The 23,951-nt window shown below is 70.4% G+C and carries 16 protein-coding genes; 13 read left to right on the top strand and 3 right to left on the bottom strand.

The window, feature by feature from the left end; all coding sequences use genetic code 11:
- The first annotated feature begins 51 nt into the window (after positions 1–51).
- The 7 genes from K340_RS33420 (at position 52) to dapC (ending at position 14,756) form a co-directional block, all read left to right on the top strand.
- Positions 52–2,100, top strand: coding sequence for an ABC transporter ATP-binding protein (locus K340_RS33420; RefSeq protein WP_245599730.1), 2,049 nt, complete (start codon positions 52–54; stop codon positions 2,098–2,100).
- Between the two features lie 14 nt (positions 2,101–2,114).
- Positions 2,115–2,699, top strand: a complete 585-nt coding sequence (locus K340_RS34860) for a hypothetical protein (RefSeq protein ID WP_051267672.1) — start codon at positions 2,115–2,117, stop codon at positions 2,697–2,699.
- 9 nt (positions 2,700–2,708) lie between these two features.
- Complete coding sequence (locus K340_RS0125695; protein WP_029138800.1) at positions 2,709–5,651, top strand: ATP-binding protein; 2,943 nt, start codon at positions 2,709–2,711, stop codon at positions 5,649–5,651.
- A gap of 93 nt (positions 5,652–5,744) precedes the next feature.
- A complete protein-coding gene (locus tag K340_RS34850; protein WP_154674486.1) occupies positions 5,745–10,091 on the top strand; it encodes a Kelch repeat-containing protein in 4,347 nt (1,448 codons plus the stop codon).
- A complete protein-coding gene (locus tag K340_RS33405) occupies positions 10,088–13,000 on the top strand; it encodes a Kelch repeat-containing protein (RefSeq protein WP_154674485.1) in 2,913 nt (970 codons plus the stop codon). The genes K340_RS34850 and K340_RS33405 overlap by 4 nt, the downstream gene beginning before the upstream one ends.
- Before the next feature lie 227 nt (positions 13,001–13,227).
- On the top strand, positions 13,228–13,560 hold the full coding sequence (gene fdxA, locus K340_RS0125675; RefSeq protein ID WP_029138799.1) for a ferredoxin: 333 nt from the start codon (positions 13,228–13,230) through the stop codon (positions 13,558–13,560).
- A gap of 80 nt (positions 13,561–13,640) precedes the next feature.
- The gene (gene dapC / locus K340_RS0125670; protein ID WP_281170765.1) at positions 13,641–14,756 is read left to right on the top strand and encodes a succinyldiaminopimelate transaminase; all 1,116 of its coding nucleotides are present in this window, start codon (positions 13,641–13,643) and stop codon (positions 14,754–14,756) included.
- Positions 14,757–14,887: 131 nt separating this feature from the next.
- Here the strand turns inward: dapC and K340_RS33400 are convergent, their stop codons facing one another.
- Genes K340_RS33400 through K340_RS33395 form a run of 3 tightly spaced genes read right to left on the bottom strand, consistent with a single transcriptional unit; the run spans position 14,888 to position 17,749 of the window.
- Positions 14,888–15,823 (bottom strand): CHAD domain-containing protein, encoded by a 936-nt coding sequence (locus K340_RS33400; RefSeq protein WP_084615004.1) that lies wholly within the window; start codon positions 15,821–15,823, stop codon positions 14,888–14,890.
- A complete protein-coding gene (gene dapD, locus K340_RS0125660; RefSeq protein ID WP_029138797.1) occupies positions 15,820–16,806 on the bottom strand; it encodes a 2,3,4,5-tetrahydropyridine-2,6-dicarboxylate N-succinyltransferase in 987 nt (328 codons plus the stop codon). Before dapD ends, K340_RS33400 begins: the two co-directional genes overlap by 4 nt.
- 49 nt (positions 16,807–16,855) lie before the next feature.
- Positions 16,856–17,749, bottom strand: coding sequence for a hypothetical protein (locus K340_RS33395; protein ID WP_154674484.1), 894 nt, complete (start codon positions 17,747–17,749; stop codon positions 16,856–16,858).
- Between the two features lie 90 nt (positions 17,750–17,839).
- Between K340_RS33395 and dapE the strand changes: the two genes are divergently transcribed.
- The 6 genes from dapE (at position 17,840) to aroQ (ending at position 23,556) form a co-directional block, all read left to right on the top strand.
- Positions 17,840–18,895 (top strand): succinyl-diaminopimelate desuccinylase, encoded by a 1,056-nt coding sequence (dapE, locus tag K340_RS0125650; protein WP_029138796.1) that lies wholly within the window; start codon positions 17,840–17,842, stop codon positions 18,893–18,895.
- Between the two features lie 155 nt (positions 18,896–19,050).
- Entirely contained in the window at positions 19,051–19,764 is a 714-nt protein-coding gene (locus tag K340_RS0125645) for an LOG family protein (RefSeq protein ID WP_037366956.1), read from the top strand.
- A 231-nt stretch (positions 19,765–19,995) separates the two neighbouring features.
- On the top strand, positions 19,996–21,276 hold the full coding sequence (aroC, locus tag K340_RS33390; RefSeq protein ID WP_051267666.1) for a chorismate synthase: 1,281 nt from the start codon (positions 19,996–19,998) through the stop codon (positions 21,274–21,276).
- Positions 21,276–21,785, top strand: a complete 510-nt coding sequence (locus K340_RS0125635) for a shikimate kinase (protein ID WP_029138794.1) — start codon at positions 21,276–21,278, stop codon at positions 21,783–21,785. The genes aroC and K340_RS0125635 overlap by 1 nt, the downstream gene beginning before the upstream one ends.
- Entirely contained in the window at positions 21,782–23,020 is a 1,239-nt protein-coding gene (gene aroB, locus K340_RS33385) for a 3-dehydroquinate synthase (RefSeq protein ID WP_084615002.1), read from the top strand. The genes K340_RS0125635 and aroB overlap by 4 nt, the downstream gene beginning before the upstream one ends.
- Positions 23,021–23,118: 98 nt before the next feature.
- Positions 23,119–23,556, top strand: coding sequence for a type II 3-dehydroquinate dehydratase (gene aroQ, locus K340_RS0125625; RefSeq protein WP_037366949.1), 438 nt, complete (start codon positions 23,119–23,121; stop codon positions 23,554–23,556).
- The last annotated feature ends 395 nt before the right edge of the window (positions 23,557–23,951 follow it).

Here is a 23,951-nt window from a genome sequence, read left to right as displayed (position 1 = left end):
CCGCGGCGCCCGCATCCGGCGCTACCAGATCCTCACGGAGGGACCCCAGCTGTGACCACCATCGACACCACCGGCGCCACCCCCGCGGTGCAGCGGGGCACCCCGGTGCTCTCCGCCCGGGACCTGGACATCGACTTCTGGGTGGACGGCACCTGGTACCCGGCTGTGGTCGGCAACAACTTCGATCTCTACTCCGGCGAAGTGCTCTCCATCGTCGGCGAATCCGGATCCGGCAAGTCGACCACCGCGATGGCGCTGCTCGGCCTGCTGCCGAAGAACGCGCACGTCCGCGGGTCGGTGAAGCTCGGCGATCGGGAACTGGTCGGCGCCTCCGAGCGCGGGCTGCGGCGGATCCGCGGCCGGGAGATCGCGATGATCTTCCAGGAGCCGATGACGGCGCTCAACCCGGTCTATACCGTCGGCTTCCAGATCGCCGAGATGCTCCGCAGCCACCAGGCGGTGTCGCCGGCAGCGGCCAGGGTGCGGGTGCTCGAACTGCTGAAGATGGTCGAGATCCCCGATCCCGAGCGCCGGATCGACTCGTACCCGCACCAGCTGTCCGGCGGCCAGCGCCAGCGGGTGATGATCGCCCAGGCGCTCGCCCTCGACCCGCAGTTGCTGGTCGCCGACGAACCGACCACCGCGCTGGACGTGACGGTGCAGGCCGAGATCCTGCGGCTGATGCGGAACCTGAAGGACCGGGTCGACGCCGGGATCATCCTGATCACCCACGACATGGGCGTTGTCGCCGACATGGCCGACCGGATCATGGTGATGAAGGACGGCGTGGTCGTCGAGAGCGGCACGGCGAACGAGATCTTCAAGACCCCCAAACATCCGTACACGGTGCAGCTGCTGGAGGCCGTTCCGCACCTCGGTGGGACGCTGGATCTGCCGGCCGTCGGGGCGACGGAGCCGGATTCGGCGACCGCAGGTTCGGCGACCGCAGAACCCAGGCTGGAGAAGCACCACCGGACGATGGCGGAGACCGACGCGGCCGTCGGTGAGGCCGTCGTCAGCCTCAAGGGGGTAGCCGTCGAGTACCCGAAGCGCGGCAGCACGCCGGCCTTCCGGGCAGTCGACGATTTCACCCTGGACATCGGCCGCGGCGAGGTGGTCGGCCTGGTCGGCGAGTCCGGCTCCGGCAAGACCACGGTCGGCCGGGCGATGGTCGGTCTGCTGCCGTTCGTCGAGGGCTCCGCGAACGTGGTCGGCACCGACATGGTGGGCGTCCGCAAGAACGCCCTGCGCGACCTGCGCCGGAACGTGTCGTTCGTCTTCCAGGACCCGGGTTCCTCGCTCAACCCGCGGATGCCTGTCGGCGAATCGATCGGCGAGCCGCTGTTGTTGCACAAGATCGCCAAGGGCAAAGGTCTGTCCGACCGGGTCGAGGTGCTGCTGGACCAGGTGCACCTGTCCAGGACGATGCGGAACCGCTACCCGCACGAACTCTCCGGCGGGCAGCGGCAGCGGGTCGGCATCGCCAGGGCGTTGGCCCTGCAGCCGAAGCTGCTGATCGCCGATGAGCCGACCTCGGCGCTGGACGTGTCGGTGCAGGCGAAGGTGCTGGAGTTGTTCCAGGACCTGCAGGCCGAACAGGGGTTCGCCTGCCTGTTCATCTCCCACGACCTGGCGGTGGTGGAGATGCTGTCGTCGCGGATCGCGGTGCTGCACCACGGGCACCTGGTCGAGGTTGGCACCCGGGAGCAGATCCTGAACGCGCCGAGGGATCCTTACACCCAGCGGCTGCTGGCCGCGGTGCCGGTGCCCGACCCCGACGAGCAGAAGATCCGGCGGGAGAAGCGCGACGCACTGATCGCCGCCGGGGTCGGCGTCGAGGCGGGAGACGACTCGGTGTTCGGTGCCGCGGCCGGGGTGGACGCGCCGGTGTACGACGAGGCGGCGGGGACCAGAGCCAGCGACGGACGGGTCGAGGTCGACTCGTTCCTGGGCACCGCCGGCACCGATGCCTCGGAGTCGGTGTCCGGCTACGGCGCCGCCGACGCGCAGTCCAGGACCACCACCGATCCGTCCTACTTCGACACCGTCGATGAGTGGGATGCCCCGGACGAGGGTGACGAGCCGCGTCATCGCGGTTGACCGGCAGCAGCCCGGTGACCGATCCGGCGGCTGATGCGGTGACGGACGCGGTGAGCCGCCCAGGGGCGCGGTCGGCGACGGGTTCGGGTCCGGATTCGGCGCCGCCGCTGCGGGAACCGCGCCGACCGGGCGCCGTTGACCGGCTGCTGGTGGCCGGCAGCTGCCTGGTCGGCGGCTACGCGGCGCTGTTGGCGTTCTTCTTCCTGCCGCTGTACGTCGGGTCGTTCCCGCTGCCGGTGTCGGCGTTGCTGCTCGCCGGTCTCACCTGGTTGCTGCCCAGGGTGGCGTATCGGCTGACCGGCTCGCTGGCGGCCGCCGCCGCACCCGCGGTGTCGGTGTTCGTGGTGCTGCTGGTCCTGTTGATCTGGCCGGCGGGGTTCAACGCCGGTCGCCCGATTCAGATTCATCTGGCGCAGTGGCGGATCTTCCTGCTGCTCGGGTCGGTCGCGCTGGCCGGCGCGGCCGCCCTCGGCCTGCTGTGGGGCGACAAGATCGCCGCCCAGGTGCGCCGGGAGCAGGAGCAGCGGCCACCCGTCATCCCCGCGGTTCCGGATGATCCCGCCGATCCGGCCGTGGAGCCGCCACCAGCCGCGCGATAGGTTCGATCGATGTCCGTGGATGCGTCGAGCCGGCAACACGGGGTCTCGTCCGTGTTGGTCGGTCGACGCAGCGAACTCGACAGGCTGCTCGGGGCGTTGCGAGCCCCGTCCGGCATCGTCGTCGTCGAGGGCGAGGCGGGAATCGGGAAGAGTCGACTTGTCGCCGAGGCGATGGCCACCGAACCGGCGACCACGTACTTTCTCGGTCAGTGCGAGATGGTGCAGGAACCGTTCCTGCTCGGGCCGGTCTTCGACGCCATCCGGCGCAGCGCCGAACGGCTGGTCGTGCCACAGCGGCTGAATCCAGTGACCGGCGCACTGGTCCCGTTCCTGCCGGAGATCGCCGATCGGTTGCCGCCCGAGCCACCGCGGTTGGCCGACCAGGCCGCCGAACGTCACCGGCTCTATCGGGGGGTCACGGCGTTGCTGGCCGCCGCCGGTCCGGCAGTGCTGGTGCTTGAGGACCTGCATTGGGCGGCACCCAGCACCGTCGAATTCATTGCCTTCTTGGCTGCCCATCCCTCGTCCACCCTGCGGGTGGTGCTGACGGTGCGCACCGAGAATCACGACGAGCTGGCCATCTGGGAGGCGCTGGCCCGATCACCGCTCGGGCCGGCCACCCGGATTCCGCTGCAGCCATTGCCCGCCGCCGACGTCCGCCGGCTCGCCGAGAACATCCTCGGCGGCGTCGCGTTGTCGGAATCCTTCGTCAGCTCGCTGTCGGAGAAGACCGCCGGGATCCCGTTCGTCGTCGAGGAAGTGCTGCGGACGCTCACCGACGAGGTGCCCGCGGCGCCGTACGAAGCCGATCTGTTGGCCGGCCTCGCGGTGCCGACGGCCCTGCGTGACATGCTTCGGCAAAGGCTGATCTCGCTGGACGAGCGCACCCAGGAGATCCTGTGTGGTGCAGCGGTTCTGGGCATGCAGCCGGATGAGGAACTGCTGGGCCGGATCGTCGAACACGACGCCGGGACGGTGGCCAGGGCGCTGGGCCGCGGCATGCGGACCGGGTTGCTGTTCGAGTCGGCAGGCCGTTGTCGGTTCCGGCATGCGCTGGTGCGGCAGACGGTCTACGAGGCTGCTCCGGCGCCGCTGCGCCGGCTGCTGCACCTGCGTGCCGCACACTCGCTGCAGGCGGGTCCGCAGCCGCACCCGGTGGCCCGGCTGGCCCACCACTTCCGGCTCGGCGGCAAGGACTCAGAGTTCGTCCGCAACGCCGAGGCGGCAGCCGACCTGGCCATCGGTCGCGGTGACGACGCCACAGCGGCGAGGTTCCTGCTCCAGGCGCTGGAGGTCGAACTGCCGCTGGGCGAGCGGATCCGGCTGGCCCGCCGGCTCGGACCAGTGGCCGTGCACGGACTGGCCCAGTCCGCGGCGGTCCCGATCCTGCAGGCCCTGCTGGCCGACCGGCGGGTCGACACCGCTTCCCGCGGCGATCTGCGATTCCTGCTCGGCCGGCTGCTGCGTCAGCAGGGTGACCTGCGCCAGGCTTACTACGAGATCGAGCAGGCGATTCCCGACCTGGTGGACAGCCCGGCGTCGCAGGCGCTGGCGTCGGCCATCCTGGCGGTCCCGCTGGTCTCCGGCCCGACCCTGGCCGATCACCGGCGACACAGTGCGAACGCCCAGCGGTTGGCCATCGCCACCGGTGACCCGCGGGTGCAGATCGCCGTCCGGATCGCAGACTGCTCGCTGCGGCTGGAATCCGGTGACCCGAGCGGTCGGTCGGCGGCCGAGGCATTGCTGGCCGAGCCGGCGCTGCTGGTCCGGCCGCGAGAGGTGGGCAGGGCCAGCCTGAACTGGGCGCAGGAGGTGCTGGACCTCGGTGACCTGCAGTGTGCAGAGACGTTGCTGGCCAAGGGCATCGGCGCCATTGAACAGCTGGAGGACCTGCGACTGGCCGCGGTGATCCACCTGACGGCGGCCGAGATCGAACTGGCCGCCGGACGCTGGTCAGGACTGCTCGAGCGGGTCCGCAGGATCGCGGCCGAGCTGGGAGATTTCGCCGCGGCCCAGCTGGACGCGCAGTTCCTGCTCGGCCGGTTGCTCGCCCGACAGGGCGAGTCGGCGGAGGCCGAACTGATGCTGCGCGAAGTGATCGCCAGCGCGGCAGCTCGCGGCGCCATCCGCCCGCTGGTACCGGCCAGAGCGGCTTTGGCCCGGTTGCTGTTGGACGACGGCGACGCCGCCGGCGCGGTCGAGCAGGCACTGCTGGCGATTGATCAGGTGCGGGCGAAGGGGATCTGGGTGTGGGGCGCCGACAGCGTGCTCTGCCTGGTCGATGCCCAGCAGAGTCTCGGTCGGCTTGAGCTGGCCAGACGGCTGTCCGACGAGTTCGTGGGTCGACTGACCGGCACCGGCTCACCGGCCGCGGCAGCCACCGTGCTGCAGTGGCGGGCGATCTTCGCCCGCGCGGCCGGTGACCACGAGATGGCCCTCGGCCTGCTCGGCAACGCCGTGGCCGACCTGACCCGGCTGGGCCTTGCCCACGAACGGGGGCTCGCTGTGGCCAGGCTCGGCGAGTGGCAGTGCAGCAGCGGCAATGTGGCGGGACCGGCCAACCTGGCGGCCGCGCTGCGCTCGTTCGGCGAACTCGGTGCCCGCCGCGACATCGCCAGGATCTGCCGGGTGATGCGGTCGAACGGGGTGCCGGTGCCCAGCCCGTGGCGCGGGGGACGGCGCTCGTACGGCGCTACCTTGTCGCCGAGGGAGCGGGAGGTGTCGCACCGGGCGGCGGCGGGCCGCAGCAATCAGCAGATCGCCACCGAACTGCAATTGTCGACCAGGACGGTGGAAAGTCACGTGGCCAGCGCGCTGCGAAAGCTCGGCGGCCGATCGCGGCGTGAGCTCGCTTCGCTGCTGACGCCGACGCTGCCCGAACCGGGCGAGATCGTCGATGCCGTGGCGCCGCCCGGGCCGAATTCCGCAGCGAACTCGATGACGGGTCGGTAACAGGAGCCAAAGTTCAGTAGCCGCTACGGATCCATCGGCCGGTCGGCGTGTGGTCGGGTTGGGTTCACCGTTCCGACCGACCGAAGGACCGCCGTGATCCGTATTCCGTCAGCCGTCAGACGCAGGTCGATCCGCCGAGTGCCCTGGTTGGCCACCGGAGCGTTGGTGCTGTCCCTGCTGTCCGTGACCACCGCCGCAGCCGAAACGCCGGCCGCGGCCGGGTCGGTGGTGGCCGCGGCGGCTGCCCCCGAGCCGGCTGCCCCCGAGCCGGCTGCCACCTCGGCACCTGTCTCGGCTGCGCCGGTCTCTGCCGCGCCGGTCTCTGCGGGGACCAAGGACCCGACCGCCGCTCCGGGCAACGGCAGCCACACCGCGCAGGTCTGTCCCAGGCCGGAGAAACCCGGCGAGATGGCCTGCATGTCGGTGGTGCGCACCGATGACGGCGCTGCCACTCCCCGGTTCGGGCTGCAGCGCGCCGCAACACCGGCCGGCTACGGACCCGCGGACATCGCCTCCGCCTACCACCTGCCGGCCACCGGTGGCGACGGGGTGACGGTCGCGATCGTCGATGCCTTCGACAACCCGAACGCCGAGGCCGACCTGGCCGTCTGGCGGGCGCAGTACGGACTCTCGCCGTGTACCACCGCCAACGGTTGCTTCCGCAAGATCGACCAGCGCGGCGGCACCGACTACCCGGCCGCGGACGTCGGCTGGGCGCTGGAGATCGCGTTGGACCTGGACGCCGTCTCGGCCGCCTGCCCGGCCTGCCACATTCTGCTGGTGGAGGCAGACGACAACTACATGAACAACCTCGGCGAGGCCGTCAACCGGGCGGTCGCGGAGGGCGCCAGGGTGGTGTCGAACTCCTACGGCGGCACCGAGTCCGACTCCAACAACGAGTTCGACGAGTCGTACTTCGACCACCCGGGAACGGCGATCACCGCCAGTACCGGCGACTTCGGCTACGAGGTGAACTATCCCGCCGCGTCGCCGAAGGTGACGGCGGTCGGCGGCACGTCGCTGGTCAGGGATGCCGGAAGCGCCAGGGGCTGGACCGAGAAGGTCTGGTGGGACGGCACGCACGGTCCCGGCAGCGGCTGTTCGGCGTTCTCGGCGAAGCCGAGCTGGCAACAGGACACCGGGTGCGCGGGGCGGACCGTCAGCGACGTGTCGGCGCTGGCCGACCCGGCCACCGGACTGGCCGTCTACAACACCTATCAGAACAATGGGTGGATGGTCGGCGGCGGTACCAGCCTGGCCGCCCCGTTGGTCGCCGCCATGTACGCGCTGGCCAAGGCACCTGGCAGCGGCGACTACCCGTCGCAGTACCCGTACCTGCAGAACTCGGCGCTCAACGACGTGACCGAGGGCGTCAACGGCAGTTGCGATCCTGCCTACCTGTGCACCGCCGGCCCCGGCTACGACGGCCCGACCGGGCTGGGAACGCCGAACGGGGTGACGGCACTGTCGCCGATCGGCGCGCACGGCGAGGTTTCCGGAATTGTGACAGATGCGGCCTCCGGCAAGCCCGTCGCGGGCGCCACCGTGACTGCCGGCCATGCGGTCCAGCACACCGACGCCAAAGGCCGCTACCGGCTGGTGATTCCGGTCGGTGGCTACCCGATCGAGATCGCGGCCTACGGCTACGCAACGGTGACCCACCAGGTCACCGTCACCGAGGGTGGCAGCGTCTCGCTGGACGTGCCGCTGGCACCGCGCCCGCGGGTGACGGTGAGCGGTGTGGTCAGCGAGGGAGCCGACCACCGCTGGCCGCTGTACGCAGAGCTGACCGTCCCCGGCGACCCGGCCGGCCCGGTCTATTCCGATCCGGTGACCGGCCGTTACGAACTGACGGTGCCCGCCGACGACACGTATCGGATCGCCGTCGCGGCGAAATACCCCGGGTATTCCCCGGCGACACTCGACCTGACGGTCGCCGACGCCGATCTGAGTCACGACGTGTCGATCGCCCCCGACACCTACTCGTGCACCGCCCCTGGCTACCGTTCTGACCCGGAAACCGTTGCCTACCAACAAAATTTCGACTCCGGCCAGCTGCCCGCCGACTGGTCGCAGACCGACGAGGCCGGCACCGGGCAGATGTGGACGTTCGCCGACGAGCGGGGTTTCGGCAACGACACCGGGGGAAAGGGCCTGTACGCCTGGGTGTTCAGCGCCGGTTACGGCGCCGATGGCCACCAGGACACCTCGCTGATCTCGCCGTCGGTCGACCTGAGCGATGCGGCCAGCCCGGCTGTCTGGTTCGGCAACGACTACGACCCGGCCGGCGGCGACACCGGCGACGTCGATGTCTCTATCGACGGCGGTGCGACCTGGCAGACCCAGTGGCACGGAACGTCCGTGACCGTCAAGGGCCGGACCATGGTGCCGATCCCGGAGGCGGCCGGCGAGGCGGACGTCAAGGTGCGATTCCACTACACCGCGGCCTACGGCGGCTGGTGGCAGGTCGATGAGGTCGCCGTCGGCAACCGCAACTGCACGGCCCTGCCCGGTGGTCTTGCGGTCGGGCACGTCCGCGACGCGAACACCCAGGCGCCGTTGAACGGTGCCACCGTTGCCCGGGCAGGTGGACCGACGGTGAAAACCGTTGCCACCCCTGAGGATTCCGGACTGGACGACGGATTCTTCTGGCTGTTCGCGGCCAGTGGTCCGGCCACCCTCACGGCGTCGATGGCGCAGTACACGACCACAGCGGCGACCGTTGACGTGGCGGTCAACACGACCACCGCGGTGACGCTGAAGCCGACCGCCGGTCGGATCGAGCTCGCCACGACCGACCTGAGCGCCGCCCTGGCGCTCGGTGAGCGGACCAGCAAGCAGGTGACGATCAGCAACAGCGGGACCGCCGATGCGGTGATCAGGATCGCCGAGCAGCCGGGCCACGTCAGCGTGCTGTCGGCCGGTGCGGCAGTCGGGACCGGCGGCGCCGGGAGCGAGCGGGCCGGTGCGCAGCTGCAGCTGATCAAGGGCAGCTACGCGCCGGGCGCGATGGCCAGGAAGGCCGGCGCCACGCGGAAGACCACCGATGCGACCGCTGCGGCCGGCGGTGCCGCCCCAGCGGCCCTGCCCTGGACCTCGGTGACCGACTACCCGACCCCGGTGACGCACAACGCCGTCGCCGCCCACGGCGGCGACATCTACTCGGTCGGCGGATTCAACGGCAGCACCGTCACCGCCGCCGGCTATGCCTACGACCCGGCGACCGCGAAGTGGCGGCAGATCGCCGACATGCCCTACCCGAGGGAGGCGCCGGCAGCGGCGTTCCTCCGCGACAAGCTGTACGTGGTCGGCGGCTGGTCCGCCGGTGGAGCACCGCGCGCCGACATGGATGTCTACGACCCGCTGAGCAACAGCTGGACCAGCGGACCGCCGATCCCGATGCCGTTCGCCTCGGCCGGATTCGCGGTGCTCGACGGTCAGCTCTACGTGGTCGGCGGCTGCCGCGGTAGTTGCGGCAAGCAGGAGGTCTACCGGTTCGATCCGCAGGCCGGCAGTTGGAGCTCGGTCACCAAGTACCCGCGGACCGTCTCGGCGCAGGCCTGCGGTGCCATCGACGGAATCCTTTACTGCGCAGGCGGTTCGGCCGGCTCGTCGTCGGCCCGTACCTACGCCTACGACCCGGCCACCACGGTCTGGACGCAGAAGGCGAACCTGCCGATCGACTTGTGGGGAATGGGGTCGACGGTCTCCGGCGGTTCGCTGCTGGTGTCCGGTGGGGTGACCGGCGGCAGCACGACGATCACCAACCAGGGCTTCTCCTACCACCCGGACTCCGACAGCTGGACGGCCTTGCCGAACGCCGACAATGCACTCTACGGCGGCGGATCCGCGTGCGGTCTCTACAAGATCGGTGGCATCGGCGAGTCCGGCGCGGCCACCCGACTGTCGGAGCTGCTGCCCGGCTACGGCGACTGTGGTGCGGCCGATCCGGTCGGCTGGCTGTCCGTGAGCCCGGCGACCGCCACCGTGAAACCCGGCGCCAGCCTCACCGTCACCGTCGGCTTCGACGCCTCGGTCCTCGGCCAGCCGGGTGACTACTCGGCAAGCCTGCTGGTGGTGGCCGATACCCCGTACGCCGCCGACCGGGTCGGCGCGACACTGACCGTCAGCCCGCCGACCACCTGGGGCAAGCTGGCCGGCACGGTGGCCGGCACCGGTTGCGACGGGACCGCCGGACCCATTGGCGGGGCCGTCATCCGGGTCGATTCCTGGGCCGGCGTCCAGACCGTCCGCACCGATGCCGACGGACGGTACGCACTGTGGCTGGACAAGCGGAGCAACCCGGTGTCCATGCTGATCGCCAAGAGCGGCTGGAGCCCGCAGACGGCGAGCGTCAAGATCAAGGCCGGGCAGACCACCATCCACGACTTCACCCTGCAGCCGACCGGCTGCGCCACCAGCACCCGGAGGACCTCGTGAGTCTCACCCGTCAACGTTCCCACCGGCGCGTGCGGGCCGGCGCCGCCCTGCTCGGCCTTGCCCTGTTGGCCCCGTTGGTGACGGTCGGGACCGCCTCCGGGGCCGGCACGGTGCTGCTCACCGGCACCGTCCGGGACGGATCCGGCCACGGCTGGCCGCTGTTGGCAACCGTTGGCCTGGCCGACCCGGCCGCCGGAACCACCCATACCGATCCGGTCACCGGCGCGTTCGAACTGCGGGTCCCGGCAGACTCCACCCAGACCGTGCACGTGCAGGCCGACCTGCCCGGGTACCTGCCGGCCGACCAACAGCTGACGATCGGCGATGGTGACACCGCAGCCGATCTGCAGCTGGCGGTCGATGCCGGTCGGTGCACCGCGCCCGGCTACCGGTACCGATCCGACGGGCTGCTCGAGGGCTTCGACGGATCTGGCACCCCGGCGGGATGGACGACGGTCGACAACATCGGCACCGGCCAGGGTTGGCGATTCGACGATCCGGGCAAGCGCGGCAACCACACCGGCAGCAGCGGCGGGTTCGCCATCCTGGACAGCGACTTCTACGGTTGGGAACGACAGGACGCCGAGCTGATCTCGCCGGTGATCGACCTCACCGGGGTCACCGACCCGAGCGTCGGTCTCGACTACGACTTCACCATGTACGACTACAACGAGCCGTCCGGCATCGGCGACGTCGACCTTTCGATCGACGGCGGGACGAGCTGGACCAACGTCTGGAAGGTCGACCTGCTGGACGCCGGCCCGAAGTCGGCAGTGGCGCCGATTCCGGCCGCCGCGAACCAGTCGCAGGTCCGGGTGCGCCTGCATTACACCGAAACCCAGATCACCGCCGGCCTGTGGTGGGCCGTCGACAACCTCTATGTCGGCAATCGCAGCTGCGACCCGGTGTCCGGCGGACTGGTGGTCGGTCAGATCACCGATGCGAACACCGGCGATCCGGTGAACGGCGCCACCGTGACGGTGGCCGGCACGACCGCGACGTCGGCGCCGACTCCTGACGATCCGGAGCTGGGCGACGGCTTTTATTCCGTCTTCGCGCCGGCGACGGGCGGCCAGACGGTGGCTGCGGCCAAACGGCAGTACGTCTCGGTCCGGCAGCAGACGAACGTCCGTTCGAACTGGACCACGGAGGTCGATCTCGGCCTGCAGTCCGGCCGGCTGACGGTCCAGGACAGCGCGGTCGAGTCCACCCAGGTCCTGGGCGTCTCGGCGAGCCGACCGGTGCGCATCAGCAATACCGGGACAGCGCCGATGACGGTGACGGTGGCCGAACGGCCCGGTGATTTCACCAGCCTCGCGGCGACCGGCGAACCGGCGGTGACGGCCGCGACGACAGCCGCCGCGAAGAGGGCCGCCGCGACTGCAACCGGGGCGATCGAGCCTCCGGCGAAGCGGACCAAGGGGGAGTTCCTGCCGTACAAGGATTCCGGCGACGGCACCGCCGGTGCCACGGCACCGACGAAGGCGGCGGTGACGGCCGCCGCGAAGGCAGCGGCGGCGGCCGCCGATGCCGGCGGCGCCGGCTGGATCGGTCGGCCCGACTACCCGATTGCCACCGGCGACAACGCCGCTGCGGCGCTGAACGGCAAGGTCTACTCGTTCGGTGGTGCCGGCGACTTCGGCACGACCATCGCCAACAGCTACGTGATGGACACCGCCACCGGCGCCTGGAAGCGGATCCCGGACATGCCGGTCGCGCGGCAGGCCGGCATCGCCGCCGCCATCGACGGGAAGGTCTATGTGACCGGAGGCTGGTCGGATTCGCTGACCACCGAGATGGCCACGAGTCTGGACATCTACGACCCCGGCAGCAACAGCTGGTCGGCCGGCCCGTCCATCCCGACGGCCACGGCGGCCGCCGCCAGCGCGGTGCTGGACGGCTCGCTGTACGTGATCGGCGGCTGTCGGCTGACCTACGACTGCGGCGACACCGGAGTGTTCCGCTACGACGTCGCGGCAAAGAAATGGACCCGGCTGGCCGACTATCCGACCGAAACGTCCTGGATGGCCTGCGGTGCGATCGAGGCGAAGATCTACTGCGCCGGCGGCGTCGGCGACGATCCGAAATCCAACGGCACCGGGACGATCCCGAGCAAGGCGGTCTACATGTACGACCCGGCCGCCGACACCTGGACCCCGCGGGCGGCCATGCCGACCACCAACTGGGCGATGGCCAGCACCGTCAGCAACGGCAAGCTGCTGATCTCCGGAGGCGTGATCAACTCCTTCGTCACCAACGAGGGAATCGCCTACGACCCGCTCACCGACAGCTGGTCGAAGCTGCCGAACGCGACGAACCAGTTCTTCCGGGGCGGCAGTGCCTGCGGTTTCGTCAAGATCGCCGGTGGGCAGAGCTGGGCCTCCTACTCCTCGTTCGTCGAACAGCTGCCGGGCAACACCGATTGCGGCAGCGACCGGGACTCGAGCTGGCTCAGTGAGGCCACCACCACGGTGAAGTTGGAACCCGGTGCCGCAACAACGATCTCGCTGACCTTCGACGGCGGCTCGGTCGACCAGCCCGGCGATTACACGGCGGCGGCCCTGCTGCGGACGGACACGCCGTACGCAGCCACCACCGTGCCGGTCACGATGCATCTGACGGCGCCGAAGAAGTGGGGCAAGGTGGTCGGGACGGTCAGCGGGCAGGGGTGCTCGGGCGCACCGGCTCCGTCGGCTGGTGCCGACGTGACGCTGAGCAGCTGGAACAGCAGCGTGCACCTGACCACTGGTGCGGACGGCCGGTACGAGCGGTGGCTGGACGTGCGGAACAACCCGGTGACGGTGATCGCCGGCCGCGACGACTGGCTGCCCGACAGCGGCACGGCACGGCTGAAGGCGAACAGGGTCACCGTGGTCGATCTGACCCTGGAACGGCTCGACTGCGGTTGAACGGGCCGCGGTTGAACAGGCCGCGGTTGAACAGGCCGCGGTTGAACAGGGTGCCGCCGAAGACACCGTGGTCGTCGTTGGTACCGCTGAGTCGGCCGCCCGCCGCTGGACGGCGGCCGGCTCAGGGGGTGGATGTGCCACTCGCGGTGACGGCGGGGGATACTGGGACACGAGATCGTGTGACGGAGGCGAACACCTCCGCGCTGTGCGCCAGTGGGAGTAACGCCGTGACCTATGTGATCGCCGAGCCGTGTGTCGACCTACTCGACCGCGCCTGCGTCGAGGAATGCCCCGTCGACTGCATCTACGAGGGCGAACGGATGTTGTACATCCACCCCGACGAGTGCGTCGACTGTGGCGCCTGTGAGCCCGTCTGTCCGGTGGAGGCGATCTTCTACGAGGACGACGTGCCGGATGCCTGGGCCGACTACACCAGGGCGAACGTCGACTTCTTCAACGATCTCGGCTCGCCCGGCGGCGCAGCCCGGACCGGCAAGATCCCCAAGGACGACCCGCTGATTGCGGCGTTGCCGCCGATGGGGCAGGGCAGCGCGGAATAGTCGTCGACGCACCGGAGCGGCTGGACCGCGAACCCTTGTCGAACAGAGCCCGTCAGTGAGTCATCAGTGAGGATGTTGTCGTGAGCGTCGGAGTGGGCAGCCATGCCGTGCAGCTGCCGGAGTTCCCGTGGGACAGCCTGGATGAGTCGGGAGAGCTGGCCCGTCAGCACCCGGACGGCATCGTCGATCTGTCGGTCGGAACCCCGGTCGATCCGGTGCCGCTGTCCGTCCGGCGGGCGTTGGCTGATGCCGCCGATTCGCCCGGCTATCCGACCGTGCACGGCACCGAGGAGCTGCGGCGGTCGTATTCGGAGTGGCTGGAACGCTCGCACGGGGTGACGGATCTCGATCCGCGGAACGTGTTGCCGACCATCGGGTCCAAAGAGCTGGTGGCTTCACTGCCGACCCAGCTGGGGCTGGGTGCCGGCGACCTGGTCGCGATTCCCGAACTGGCCTACCCGACCTACGAGGTGGGCGTGCGGATGTGCGGGGCCGACCTGGTCCGGTCCGACGATCTGCGCGAGGTCGGAGCCGGTCGGGTGCAATTGCTCTGGCTCAATTCGCCCAGCAATCCCACCGGTCGGGTGCTGAGCGCGGAAAAGCTGGCCAAGATCGTCGCCTGGGCCAGGGCCAGGGGCACCGTGGTGGTCTCCGACGAGTGCTACCTGGATCTGGGGTGGGAGGAGCGGCCGGTTTCGGTCCTCGACCCGGAGGTGTGCCGCGGTGATCACACCGGGCTGCTCGCCGTGCACTCGATGTCCAAGCGGTCGAACATGGCCGGCTACCGGATCGGTTTCATCTCCGGTGACCCGGCGCTGATCGGCTCCTTGCTGGCGCTGCGTCGCCACCTCGGCGCGATCGTGCCAACCCCGGTGCAGGCCGCTGCGGTGGCGGCGCTCAACGACGACGGACACGTGATGATCCAGCGCAGCCGCTACGGCGAGCGGCGGCAGAAGCTGACGGACGCCCTGTCCGGCAACGGATTCGAGATCGGGGCCGACGGCTCGTCGGTCGCCGGCCTGTACCTGTGGGCGACCCGCGGCGAGGACGCCATGGACACCGTCGAGTGGTTCGCCGAGCGGGGCATCCTGGTCGCGCCGGGAACCTTCTACGGTCCGTCCGGCAGCCGGCACGTGAGGGTGGCGCTCACGGCCACCGACGAGCGGGTGGACTCGGCGGTCGCCCGACTGCGGTGACCCTGGCCCGATCGCACGCCGGTCACCGAACGCCGTGACGGCCGGCGTCAGCCGAACTCCGTCAGCCGAACGGCTCCGGGCGAACTCCGTCAGCCGAACTCCGTCAGCCGAACGGCTCCTGACGAGCGCGGTCAGCCGAACGCAACGATCGCCGCGGCACGGACCGCTTCCCACGCTCCGGGATACTCGATCCTGGCCTGTACGCAGCGCTCGCGGCAGCCTTCGACCACCCGGCCGGCCGCCAATGCCGCCTCGGTGTCGTCGCTGTCGGACACCAGCTCCCGCAGCTGGTCCTCCAGCACGCAGGCGTCCTGGTGGTTGCCCAGCACCTCCTGAAACACGCTGAGCGCGACCAGGTATCGGCGAATCGCCGCGCCGCCCTTGCGGCGGCCGGAACCTCCGCCGCCAGGACCGGTCAGCAACTCGGCGGCATAGCGGGCCCGCTTGCCGTAGATCCGCAGCGCATGCAGGTCGTCGTCCGGCGGGGTGTCGCCGAATCTGCTCACCAGCTTCGCGCGGGCCTTGGCCAGCTTCTCCCACTCGAGGCCGGCCAACTGCTTGAGGTCGGCCCACGGATCGGCGACCGGTGGCGCGGCCGCGGCCTCGTCCAACTCGGCCAACATCTCCCCGAAGGACGCATCGTCGAGCTCCGCCAGCAACTGCCCGCGGGCTGCCCTCCGGTCGACCTCCAGCCGGCCGATCAACCGCTCCAGCGCGCCGGTGTCGGGGTCGCCCAGAGCTGCCGCCTCGGAGTGCATCCGATCGATCATCACGTCAAGGTCGCGGACCTCACCCAGGGTGCCGGCCAACTCGGCCAGGTCGGCCCGCAGCCGGTCGGCCGCCGCCGGATCCAGGGCCGGCTTCGCGGCCTTGAGATAGGCGCGAATCCGGCGGGTGGCGACCCGCATCTGGTGCACGTGTTCGATGTCGGCGCCGTCGCGGCTGCCCGGCTCGTTCTCCCGGATCGCCGCGGTGGCTCTGGCCAGCACCTCCGACAACGCGTCGGCCACGTCGGTGGGCAGCAGTCCTTCCCGGCGGCGCGAGGGTCGGGGCGCCGGTGCGGTCATCGCGCGACGCTGTCGTGCCCGCCGTGCAGGGCGGCGTTCAGGCCGCCCCACGACCCCTGCCTCGGCACCGCCTCGACCGCTCCGGTCAGTGAGTTGCGGCGGAACAGCAAGCCGGAGACGCCGGACAACTCAAGGGCTTTCACTGTTCGCGGGGTCTGCTCGAGCAGCGTCAGCTTGGTGCCGGCGGTGAGGTAGAGGCCGGCCTCGACCACGCAGTCGTCACCCAGCGAGATACCCACTCCGGAGTTCGCCCCGAGCAGGCAGCGCCGGCCGATCGTCACCTGCGCGGTGCCACCGCCCGACAGCGTGCCCATGATCGAGGCACCGCCGCCGACGTCGCTACCGTCGCCGACGACCACGCCCTGCGAGATCCGGCCCTCGACCATCGAGGCACCGAGGGTGCCGGCGTTGTAGTTGCAGAAGCCCTCGTGCATCACCGTGGTGCCGGCGGCCAGGTGGGCGCCGAGCCGAACCCGGTTGGCATCGGCGATCCGCACGCCGTCCGGGATCAGGTAGTCCGTCATCCGTGGGAACTTGTCGACGCCGTGCACCGACAGTTGCACGCCGGCCATCCGCGATTCCACCCTGACCTGCTGGAGCTCGGCCGGCGGCACCGGACCCAGCGACGTCCACGCGTTCGTCGGCAACAGGGCGAAGATGCCATCCAGATTCACCGAACGGGGCTGCACCAGCCGGGCCGACAGCAGGTGCAGCCGGAGGTAGACGTCGGCGGTGTCGACCGGCGGCAGGGCCAGCGAGGCGATCGTGGTGCTGACCGGCCTGATCCGTACCCGGCGCAGTTCCGCCGATGGGTCCGTATGGTCGTCCGTCGACAATCCGTCCAGGTCGGGTTGAGCGGCCGCATTCGGATCGGTGGCCAGCGCGCAGGCCGGGTACCAGACGTCAAGGACATTGCCGTCGGACGCAATGGTCGCCAGGCCGTTGCCGATCGCCCCTTCGGTCCTGAGTTCGGGTGCAGTCATGGGTTCAGATTAGTGGGGTCGCCCCGCCCCTTCCGGGGAGGTCGCATCGTCAACCGACGGCGATCGCGACCTGTCCGGCCGGCCGGGCGGTGGCCGCGTCATCGTGCCAGGCGTTCCCGGCGTAGCGCCGGCCGTCCACCTCGACGGCGGTGACGCTGAAGCTGGTCGCGTGCGCGACCGCCCAGGCGGCCAGCGCCCGGCCGGCGGCCTCGGCCGATCGGTCCGGCAGGGCCGCGCCGAGTACGGCGGTGGCGCCGTTGTCGGAGATCTCCCGGACCGTCAGCCCACCGAGCTCGGCGTTCGCCGCGGCCAGCACGGCGGTCAACGGGTCAGAGGCATCGGCAGCGCCCGACAACGGGTCCCGGGACGGCGGCGCCGCCGTTGACGGACCCGCGCCGGCCCGGCAACTCAGGTCCGGCGGCACCGTCCCGCCGAGTGCGACGGCGAGCGTCTTCGCCTGGCCCTCCCACTTCGCGTAGGCGTCGGGGAAGCCGGAGTACTGGACGGCCTGGGCCGCCTCCGTGAGCGGGACGGTCTGCCAGTTCGGCACCTCGACCAGCGCGTCGTAGAACTTCCCGGCGGCGTACACCGGGTCGATGATCTGTGCCTTCGTTCCCCAGCCCTGGCTCGGCCGCTGCTGGAACAGGCCGAGCGAGTCGCGGTCGCCGTTCGGCAGGTTGCGCATCGACGACTCCTGGAACGCGGTGGCCAACGCGATCACCATCGCGCGCTGCGGCAGGCCGCGGGAGAGCCCGACCGCGTTGATGGTGGAGGCGTGCTGCAACTGCACGGCATCCAGATCCAGGTCGGCGGCGCCGCTGTGGCCGCGCACGTGGCACTCGGGGCCGGCCACCTTGTTGCTGCGGACCACGAAGAACACCACCGTGCCGATGACGATCACTCCGACGGCGGCGAGGGCGATGATCAGCGGTCGGCGAGGCACATCGACGACGGTACAGATGCGGCGGCGGCGTCCAGGTTCGTCACCGACCGGCCGGACCGTGTGACCCGGGCCGTGCACTAGCGTGCACTGATGGCCCTGGACCTGTACGCCGATCCCGCAGACCTGACCGCCGCGCTGGTCGACATCCCCTCGGTCTCCGGTGACGAGCAACGGATCGCCGACGAGATCTTCGCCGCGCTCGGCGCGCTGGATCGGTTCGAGATCGTCCGCTCCGGCAATTCGGTGCTGGCCAGGACGAACCTCGGCCGGCCGACCAGGGTGCTGCTGGCCGGGCACATCGATACCGTGCCGATCGCCGACAACGTGCCGTCCCGCACCGCGGGCGACGTGCTGCACGGCTGCGGCACGACCGACATGAAATCCGGTGACGCGATGCTGCTGCACCTGGCGGCAACGCTGGAGAACCCTTCCAGGGACCTGACTTTCGTCTTCTACGACTGCGAGGAGGTTGAGCACGAGCGGAACGGCCTGACCCGGATCGAACGGGACCTGCCGGGCTGGCTGGTCGCCGACCTGGCGTTGCTCGGCGAACCGACCAACGCCCTGGTCGAGGCCGGCTGCCAGGGCACCTTGGCGTTCGAGGTGACCACCCGCGGCAAGCGCGCGCACTCGGCGCGATCGTGGATGGGGCACAACGCGATCCACGACGCGCAAGCCGTACTGCAGCGGATCGCCGAGTTCGACATCCGGACCGTCGAGCTCGACGGCTGCACCTTCCGCGAGGGCCTGAACGCGGTGGACATCCGCGGCGGCGTGGCCGGCAACATCATTCCGGACGAGTGCACGGTGCGGGTCAATTTCCGCTATGCCCCCGACCGGTCCGCAGCTGATGCGGCCGGTGCGGTCGCGGATCACTTCAACGGATTCGAGATCGTCATCTTGGACAACGCCGCCGGCGCGCTGCCGGGTCTGTCGCAACCCGCGGCCGCCGACTTCCTGGCTGCCACCGGCGGTCGGGTGCAGGGCAAGCTCGGCTGGACCGATGTGGCCCGGTTCGCGGCGCTGGGAATCCCGGCGGTCAACTACGGGCCCGGCGACCCGTTGCTGGCGCACACCCGCGACGAACACGTTTCCAGGGAGCAGATCGGGCAGATGACCGAGGCGCTGCGCGGCTATCTGGTCTGACGCCTATCGTGGCGAGCGTGGAACCAGACACGACCGAACAACCGGCGACCAGCCCCGACGGCGCAGCAGAGGCCGACAACGGGTCCGAGTACGCACCGACCCGGCAACGCAATACCGACGATCACCCCAGGGGCGAGAAGATCCGCGGTCCGGTGATGTTGCGTGGCGCCCGCAGCGTCGAGGACACCACCACCGACCAGCGGTTGTTGGACTCGCGGGGGCCGCAGGACTTCATCCACACCGATCCGTGGCGGGTGCTGCGGATCCAGGCCGAGTTCGTCGAGGGCTTCGGGGCGCTGGCCGAACTGCCGCGGGCCGTCACCCTGTTCGGTTCGGCAAGGGCCAAGCCGGACAACCCGTATTACGGCAAGGCCAGGGAGATCGGCGCCGCACTGGCGAAGGAGAACTTCGCGGTGATCACCGGCGGCGGGCCGGGGATCATGGAGGCCGCCAACCGCGGCGCCAAGGATGTCGACGGCCTGTCCGTCGGGCTGGGGATCGAGCTGCCCTTCGAGCAGGGCATCAACGAGTGGTGCGACATCGGGGTGAACTTCCGCTATTTCTTCGCCCGCAAGACGATGTTCGTCAAGTACTCGCAGGCGTTCGTCTGTCTGCCCGGTGGCTTCGGCACCATGGACGAACTGTTCGAGGCGCTGACGCTGGTGCAGACCAAGAAGGTCACCAAGTTCCCGGTGATCCTCTTCGGCTCCGAGTTCTGGGGCGGGCTGGTGGACTGGATCCGCACCACCATGCTCGGCGCCGGCACGGTGGGGGAGAAGGACCTGGCCCTGCTGCACGTCACCGACGACGTCGACGACGTGCTGAGCGTGGTGCACGAGAGCTACAAGGCCTGGGAAGAGGCCCACTGACCTGGGGCCATCCGCCCCAGCGCTGGCTGGCGTCCCGGCACCCCGGCACCCCGGGCCCACCCACCTTGCGCACCCCCCCCGGGCACCCCCCGCGGGCGATGATCATGGTTCCCTGCCCGGCAAACCGGACGCTCAACCGGCGTTTCGCGGGCTGAGCGCCATGATCAACAGCGTCGGGGCCGGCCGCGGCCGCCGCTTGAGCGAGCAGTCGCGCATGGGAGACTGGTGCTCGTGCTGCGTTGGATCACTGCCGGGGAGTCACACGGCCAAGCCCTGACCGCCGTCATCGAAGGATTGCCCGCCGGCATCCCGGTGACCAGCGGCGATATCGCCGAACAACTCGCCCGCCGGCGGCTCGGCTACGGTCGCGGCGCCCGGATGAAGTTCGAGCAGGACGCGGTGACGATTCTCGGCGGGGTCCGGCACGGGCGCACCCTCGGCGGGCCGGTGGCGATCCAGATCGGCAACACCGAGTGGCCCAAGTGGGAACAGGTGATGTCCTCCGATCCGGTCGATCCCGAGGTGCTGGCCGGACTGGCCCGCAACGCACCGCTGACCCGGCCGCGGCCCGGTCATGCCGACCTGGCCGGCATGCAGAAGTACGGTTTCGACGAGGCGCGTCCGGTGTTGGAGCGGGCCTCGGCGCGGGAGACCGCCTCCCGGGTGGCGCTGGGCACCCTGGCCCAGCACCTGCTGCGCGAGGTGCTCGGCGCGGAGGTGGTCTCGCACGTGGTGTCGATCGGCGAAGCGGACGCGGTCGACGCCGACGGTTCGCTGCCGACCCCTGACGACCGAGATGCGATCGACGCGTCGCCGGTGCGCGCCCTGCACCCCGATTCGACGGCCGCGATGGTCGCCGAGATCGAGGCCGCCAAGGCCGACGGGGACACCCTCGGCGGGGTGGTCGAGGTGCTGGTCTACGGACTGCCCGCGGGGCTGGGATCGTTCGTGCACGCCGATCGCAAGCTGGACGGCCGGCTGGCCGCGGCACTGATGGGCATCCAGGCGATCAAGGCGGTCGAAATCGGTGACGGTTTCCGCACGGCCCGCCGCCGCGGCTCGGTCGCGCACGACGAGATCGACGCGGCGGCGGTGGAAGGCACTGCGGGACAGCGGGTATCCCGCCGCTCGAACCGAGCCGGCGGGATCGAGGGCGGGATGACGAACGGCGAGGTGCTCCGGGTGCGGGCGGCGATGAAGCCGATCTCCACCGTGCCGCGGGCGCTGGCTACCGTCGACGTCCGCAGCGGCGATGCCGCGACGGCGATCCATCAGCGCAGCGATGTCTGTGCCGTCCCGGCGGCCGGCGTGGTGGCCGAGGCGATGGTGGCCCTGGTGGTGGCCGACGCGGTGAGCGAGAAGTTCGGCGGCGACAGTGTTTCCGAGATCCGGCGCAATGTCGCCGGATACCTGGACGCGATCGCCGGGGCGGTCGCGAACCCCGGTGCCGATACCGCTGCCGATGCTGCGGCGCCGGTGGTGGCCGGGCATCCGGCCGCCGGAGACGAGTAATGGCGCCCGTCGTGGTGCTGGTCGGCGCGCCCGGATCCGGCAAGACGTCGGTCGGCACGGCGGTGGCCGAGCTGCTCGACCTGTCGCTGCGGGACACCGACGCCGACATCGTGCAACAGCAGGGCCGGCCGATCTCCGACATCTTCACCTCCGACGGTGAGGACCACTTCCGGGAACTGGAGCAGGCGGCGGTGGCCGCCGCGTTGGCCGAGCACGACGGAGTGTTGGCGCTCGGCGGCGGAGCGATCCTGGCGCCGGAGACCCGGGAACTGCTGCATGGGCACCGGGTGGTGTTCCTGGCGGTGTCGATGCCACAGGGGGTCAAGCGCACCGGGATGGCCGCGAACCGGCCGTTGCTGGTCGGGGTGAATCCCAGGGCCACCTTCAAGGCGCTGCTGGACGCCAGGCTGCCGTTGTACCGGGAGGTTTCGGTGCTCGAGGTCGATACCGACGAACGGACCGTACCGGAGATCGCGGCGGCGATCGTCGACGAACTGGACCTGCGATGACGGGGGCTCCAGGGGCTCCAGGGGCTTCGGTGGCTCCGGTGGCGGTGGTCCGGGTCGCGACCGCCGCGCCGTACGAGGTGCGGATCGGGCGCGGGCTGGACGAGGCGGTGGTGGCGGCCGCCGCCGGGTCACGGCGGGCCGCGTTGGTGCACCCGGTGAGTCTGGCCGAGCGGGCGGGCCGCCTCCGGGATCGGCTGACGGCGGCCGGCATCGATGCTCAACTGATCCAGGTCCCCGATGCCGAAGAGGCGAAAGCCCTTGGTGTGCTGGCCTTCTGCTGGGACGTCTTCGGGCAGATCGGGCTGGAACGCAGCGATGTGGTGATCGGCCTCGGCGGCGGCACGGTGACCGATGTCGCCGGGTTCGCCGCCGCCACCTGGATGCGCGGCGTCCGGGTCGTGCAGGTGCCGACCACACTGCTGGGCATGGTGGACGCCGCGGTCGGCGGCAAGACCGGGATCAACACCGGCGCCGGGAAGAACCTGGTCGGCGCCTTCCACGAGCCGTCGGCGGTGCTGGCCGATCTGGCCGCCCTCGACACCCTGCCGGCCGTCGAGCTGGTGGCCGGGATGGCTGAGGTGGTCAAGTGCGGGTTCATCGCCGACCCGGCGATCCTCGAGCTGGTGGAGGCCAACCCGGCGGCGGCGCTGGATCCCCGTGGCACCGTGCTGCCGGAGCTGATCAGGCGGGCCGTCCAGGTGAAGGCCGATGTGGTCGCCGCCGATCTGCGCGAGTCCGATCTGCGCGAGATCCTCAACTACGGCCACACTCTGGCGCACGCCATCGAGAAACGGGAGCAGTTCCGGTGGCGGCACGGCGAGGCCGTGAGCGTCGGCATGGTGTTCGCTGCCGAACTGGCCAGGGCGGCCGGTCGGCTGGACGGCTGGACCGTTGACCGACATCGTCGTGTGCTGAGCTCATTGGGCCTGCCGGTTGGCTACCAGGCCGACGCCTTCGACGAGCTGGTGCAGACGATGAGTGCGGACAAGAAGACCAGGGCAGGCATGCTGCGGTTCGTCGTGCTGGACGGCCTGGGCGTGCCCGGCCGGCTGGAGGGGCCGGATCCGCAGCTGCTGCGCAGCGCCTACTCGAGCATTGCCGTTGATCCCGTATCGCTTGGCGCCGTGGCTGGTTCGTCGGACACTGCTGGTTCGTCGGACACGGCTGGTTCGTCAGACACGGCTGGTTCGTCAGACACGGCTGGTTCGTCAGACACGGAGGAGACCCGATCATGACCGATGCCCCCGATCCCACCGAGTCGGATGCGGTGCTGCGCGCGCTGAGCGAAGATCTGGTGTCCGACGCCGAGCGCGAGCTGGCCGGCAGGGCCGGGATCGAACGCCGAAAGGTGTTGGTGCTCAACGGCGTCAACCTCGGCCGGTTGGGGGTCAGGGAACCGAACGTCTATGGCAACGTCAGCCACGCCGAGATCGCCGACCGGTTGGTGTCGGTCGGGGCATCGCTCGGGCTGCAGGTCGAGGTGCGGCAGACCGACGACGAGACCGAGCTGGTGCACTGGCTGCACGAGGCCGCCGACGGTGAGATCCCGGTTGTGTTGAACCCCGCCGCCTGGTCGCACTACTCGATCGCGTTGCGGGACGCCGCTTCCCAGCGCACCGCCGACCTGGTGGAGGTGCACCTGTCGAACATCCACACCCGCGAGGAGTTCCGGCACCACTCGGTGATCTCGGCGGTCGCCTCCGGGGTGATCGCCGGCCTCGGCCCGCTCGGCTACGAGTTGGCCCTGCAGTTCATCGCCGCTCGCAGGTAGCAGCCCGCGCCGATCGCGGGAGTGCACTGCGCACGGGCGGCATCCCTGGTTGGCCCTGCCGGTTCGGCGTTTTGGACTACCGGCGCGCCGGGGGTATCTGATCGGTCTGCCGTCCGGACCGAACACTGCTGGTTCAACGTGGTCTTCTTGGGCGAGTCGTCCGCGAACAATCCGCAGTTCCAGAAGGAACCGGAAGACGCCGACATGAGGGCGGCGGACGGTGTTCCGCTGGCACGGCTGCCGGCGAGTTCGAAGCGCAGGTTGCGCGGTCGAACGAGATCGTCGCCGGCCATGCACTCGACGACGTCGGGGCCGACCCTGAGTACCAGCCGTCACTGCGGTCCGGATCCCGAGCGGACGAGCTGCCGTGCCGCTCGAACTGTTGCGCCGAACCG

Origin of the sequence: Nakamurella lactea DSM 19367, from assembly GCF_000426645.1 — a bacterium.
Lineage (GTDB): Bacteria > Actinomycetota > Actinomycetes > Mycobacteriales > Nakamurellaceae > Nakamurella > Nakamurella lactea.
This window is presented reverse-complemented; position numbering and strand designations above follow the sequence as displayed.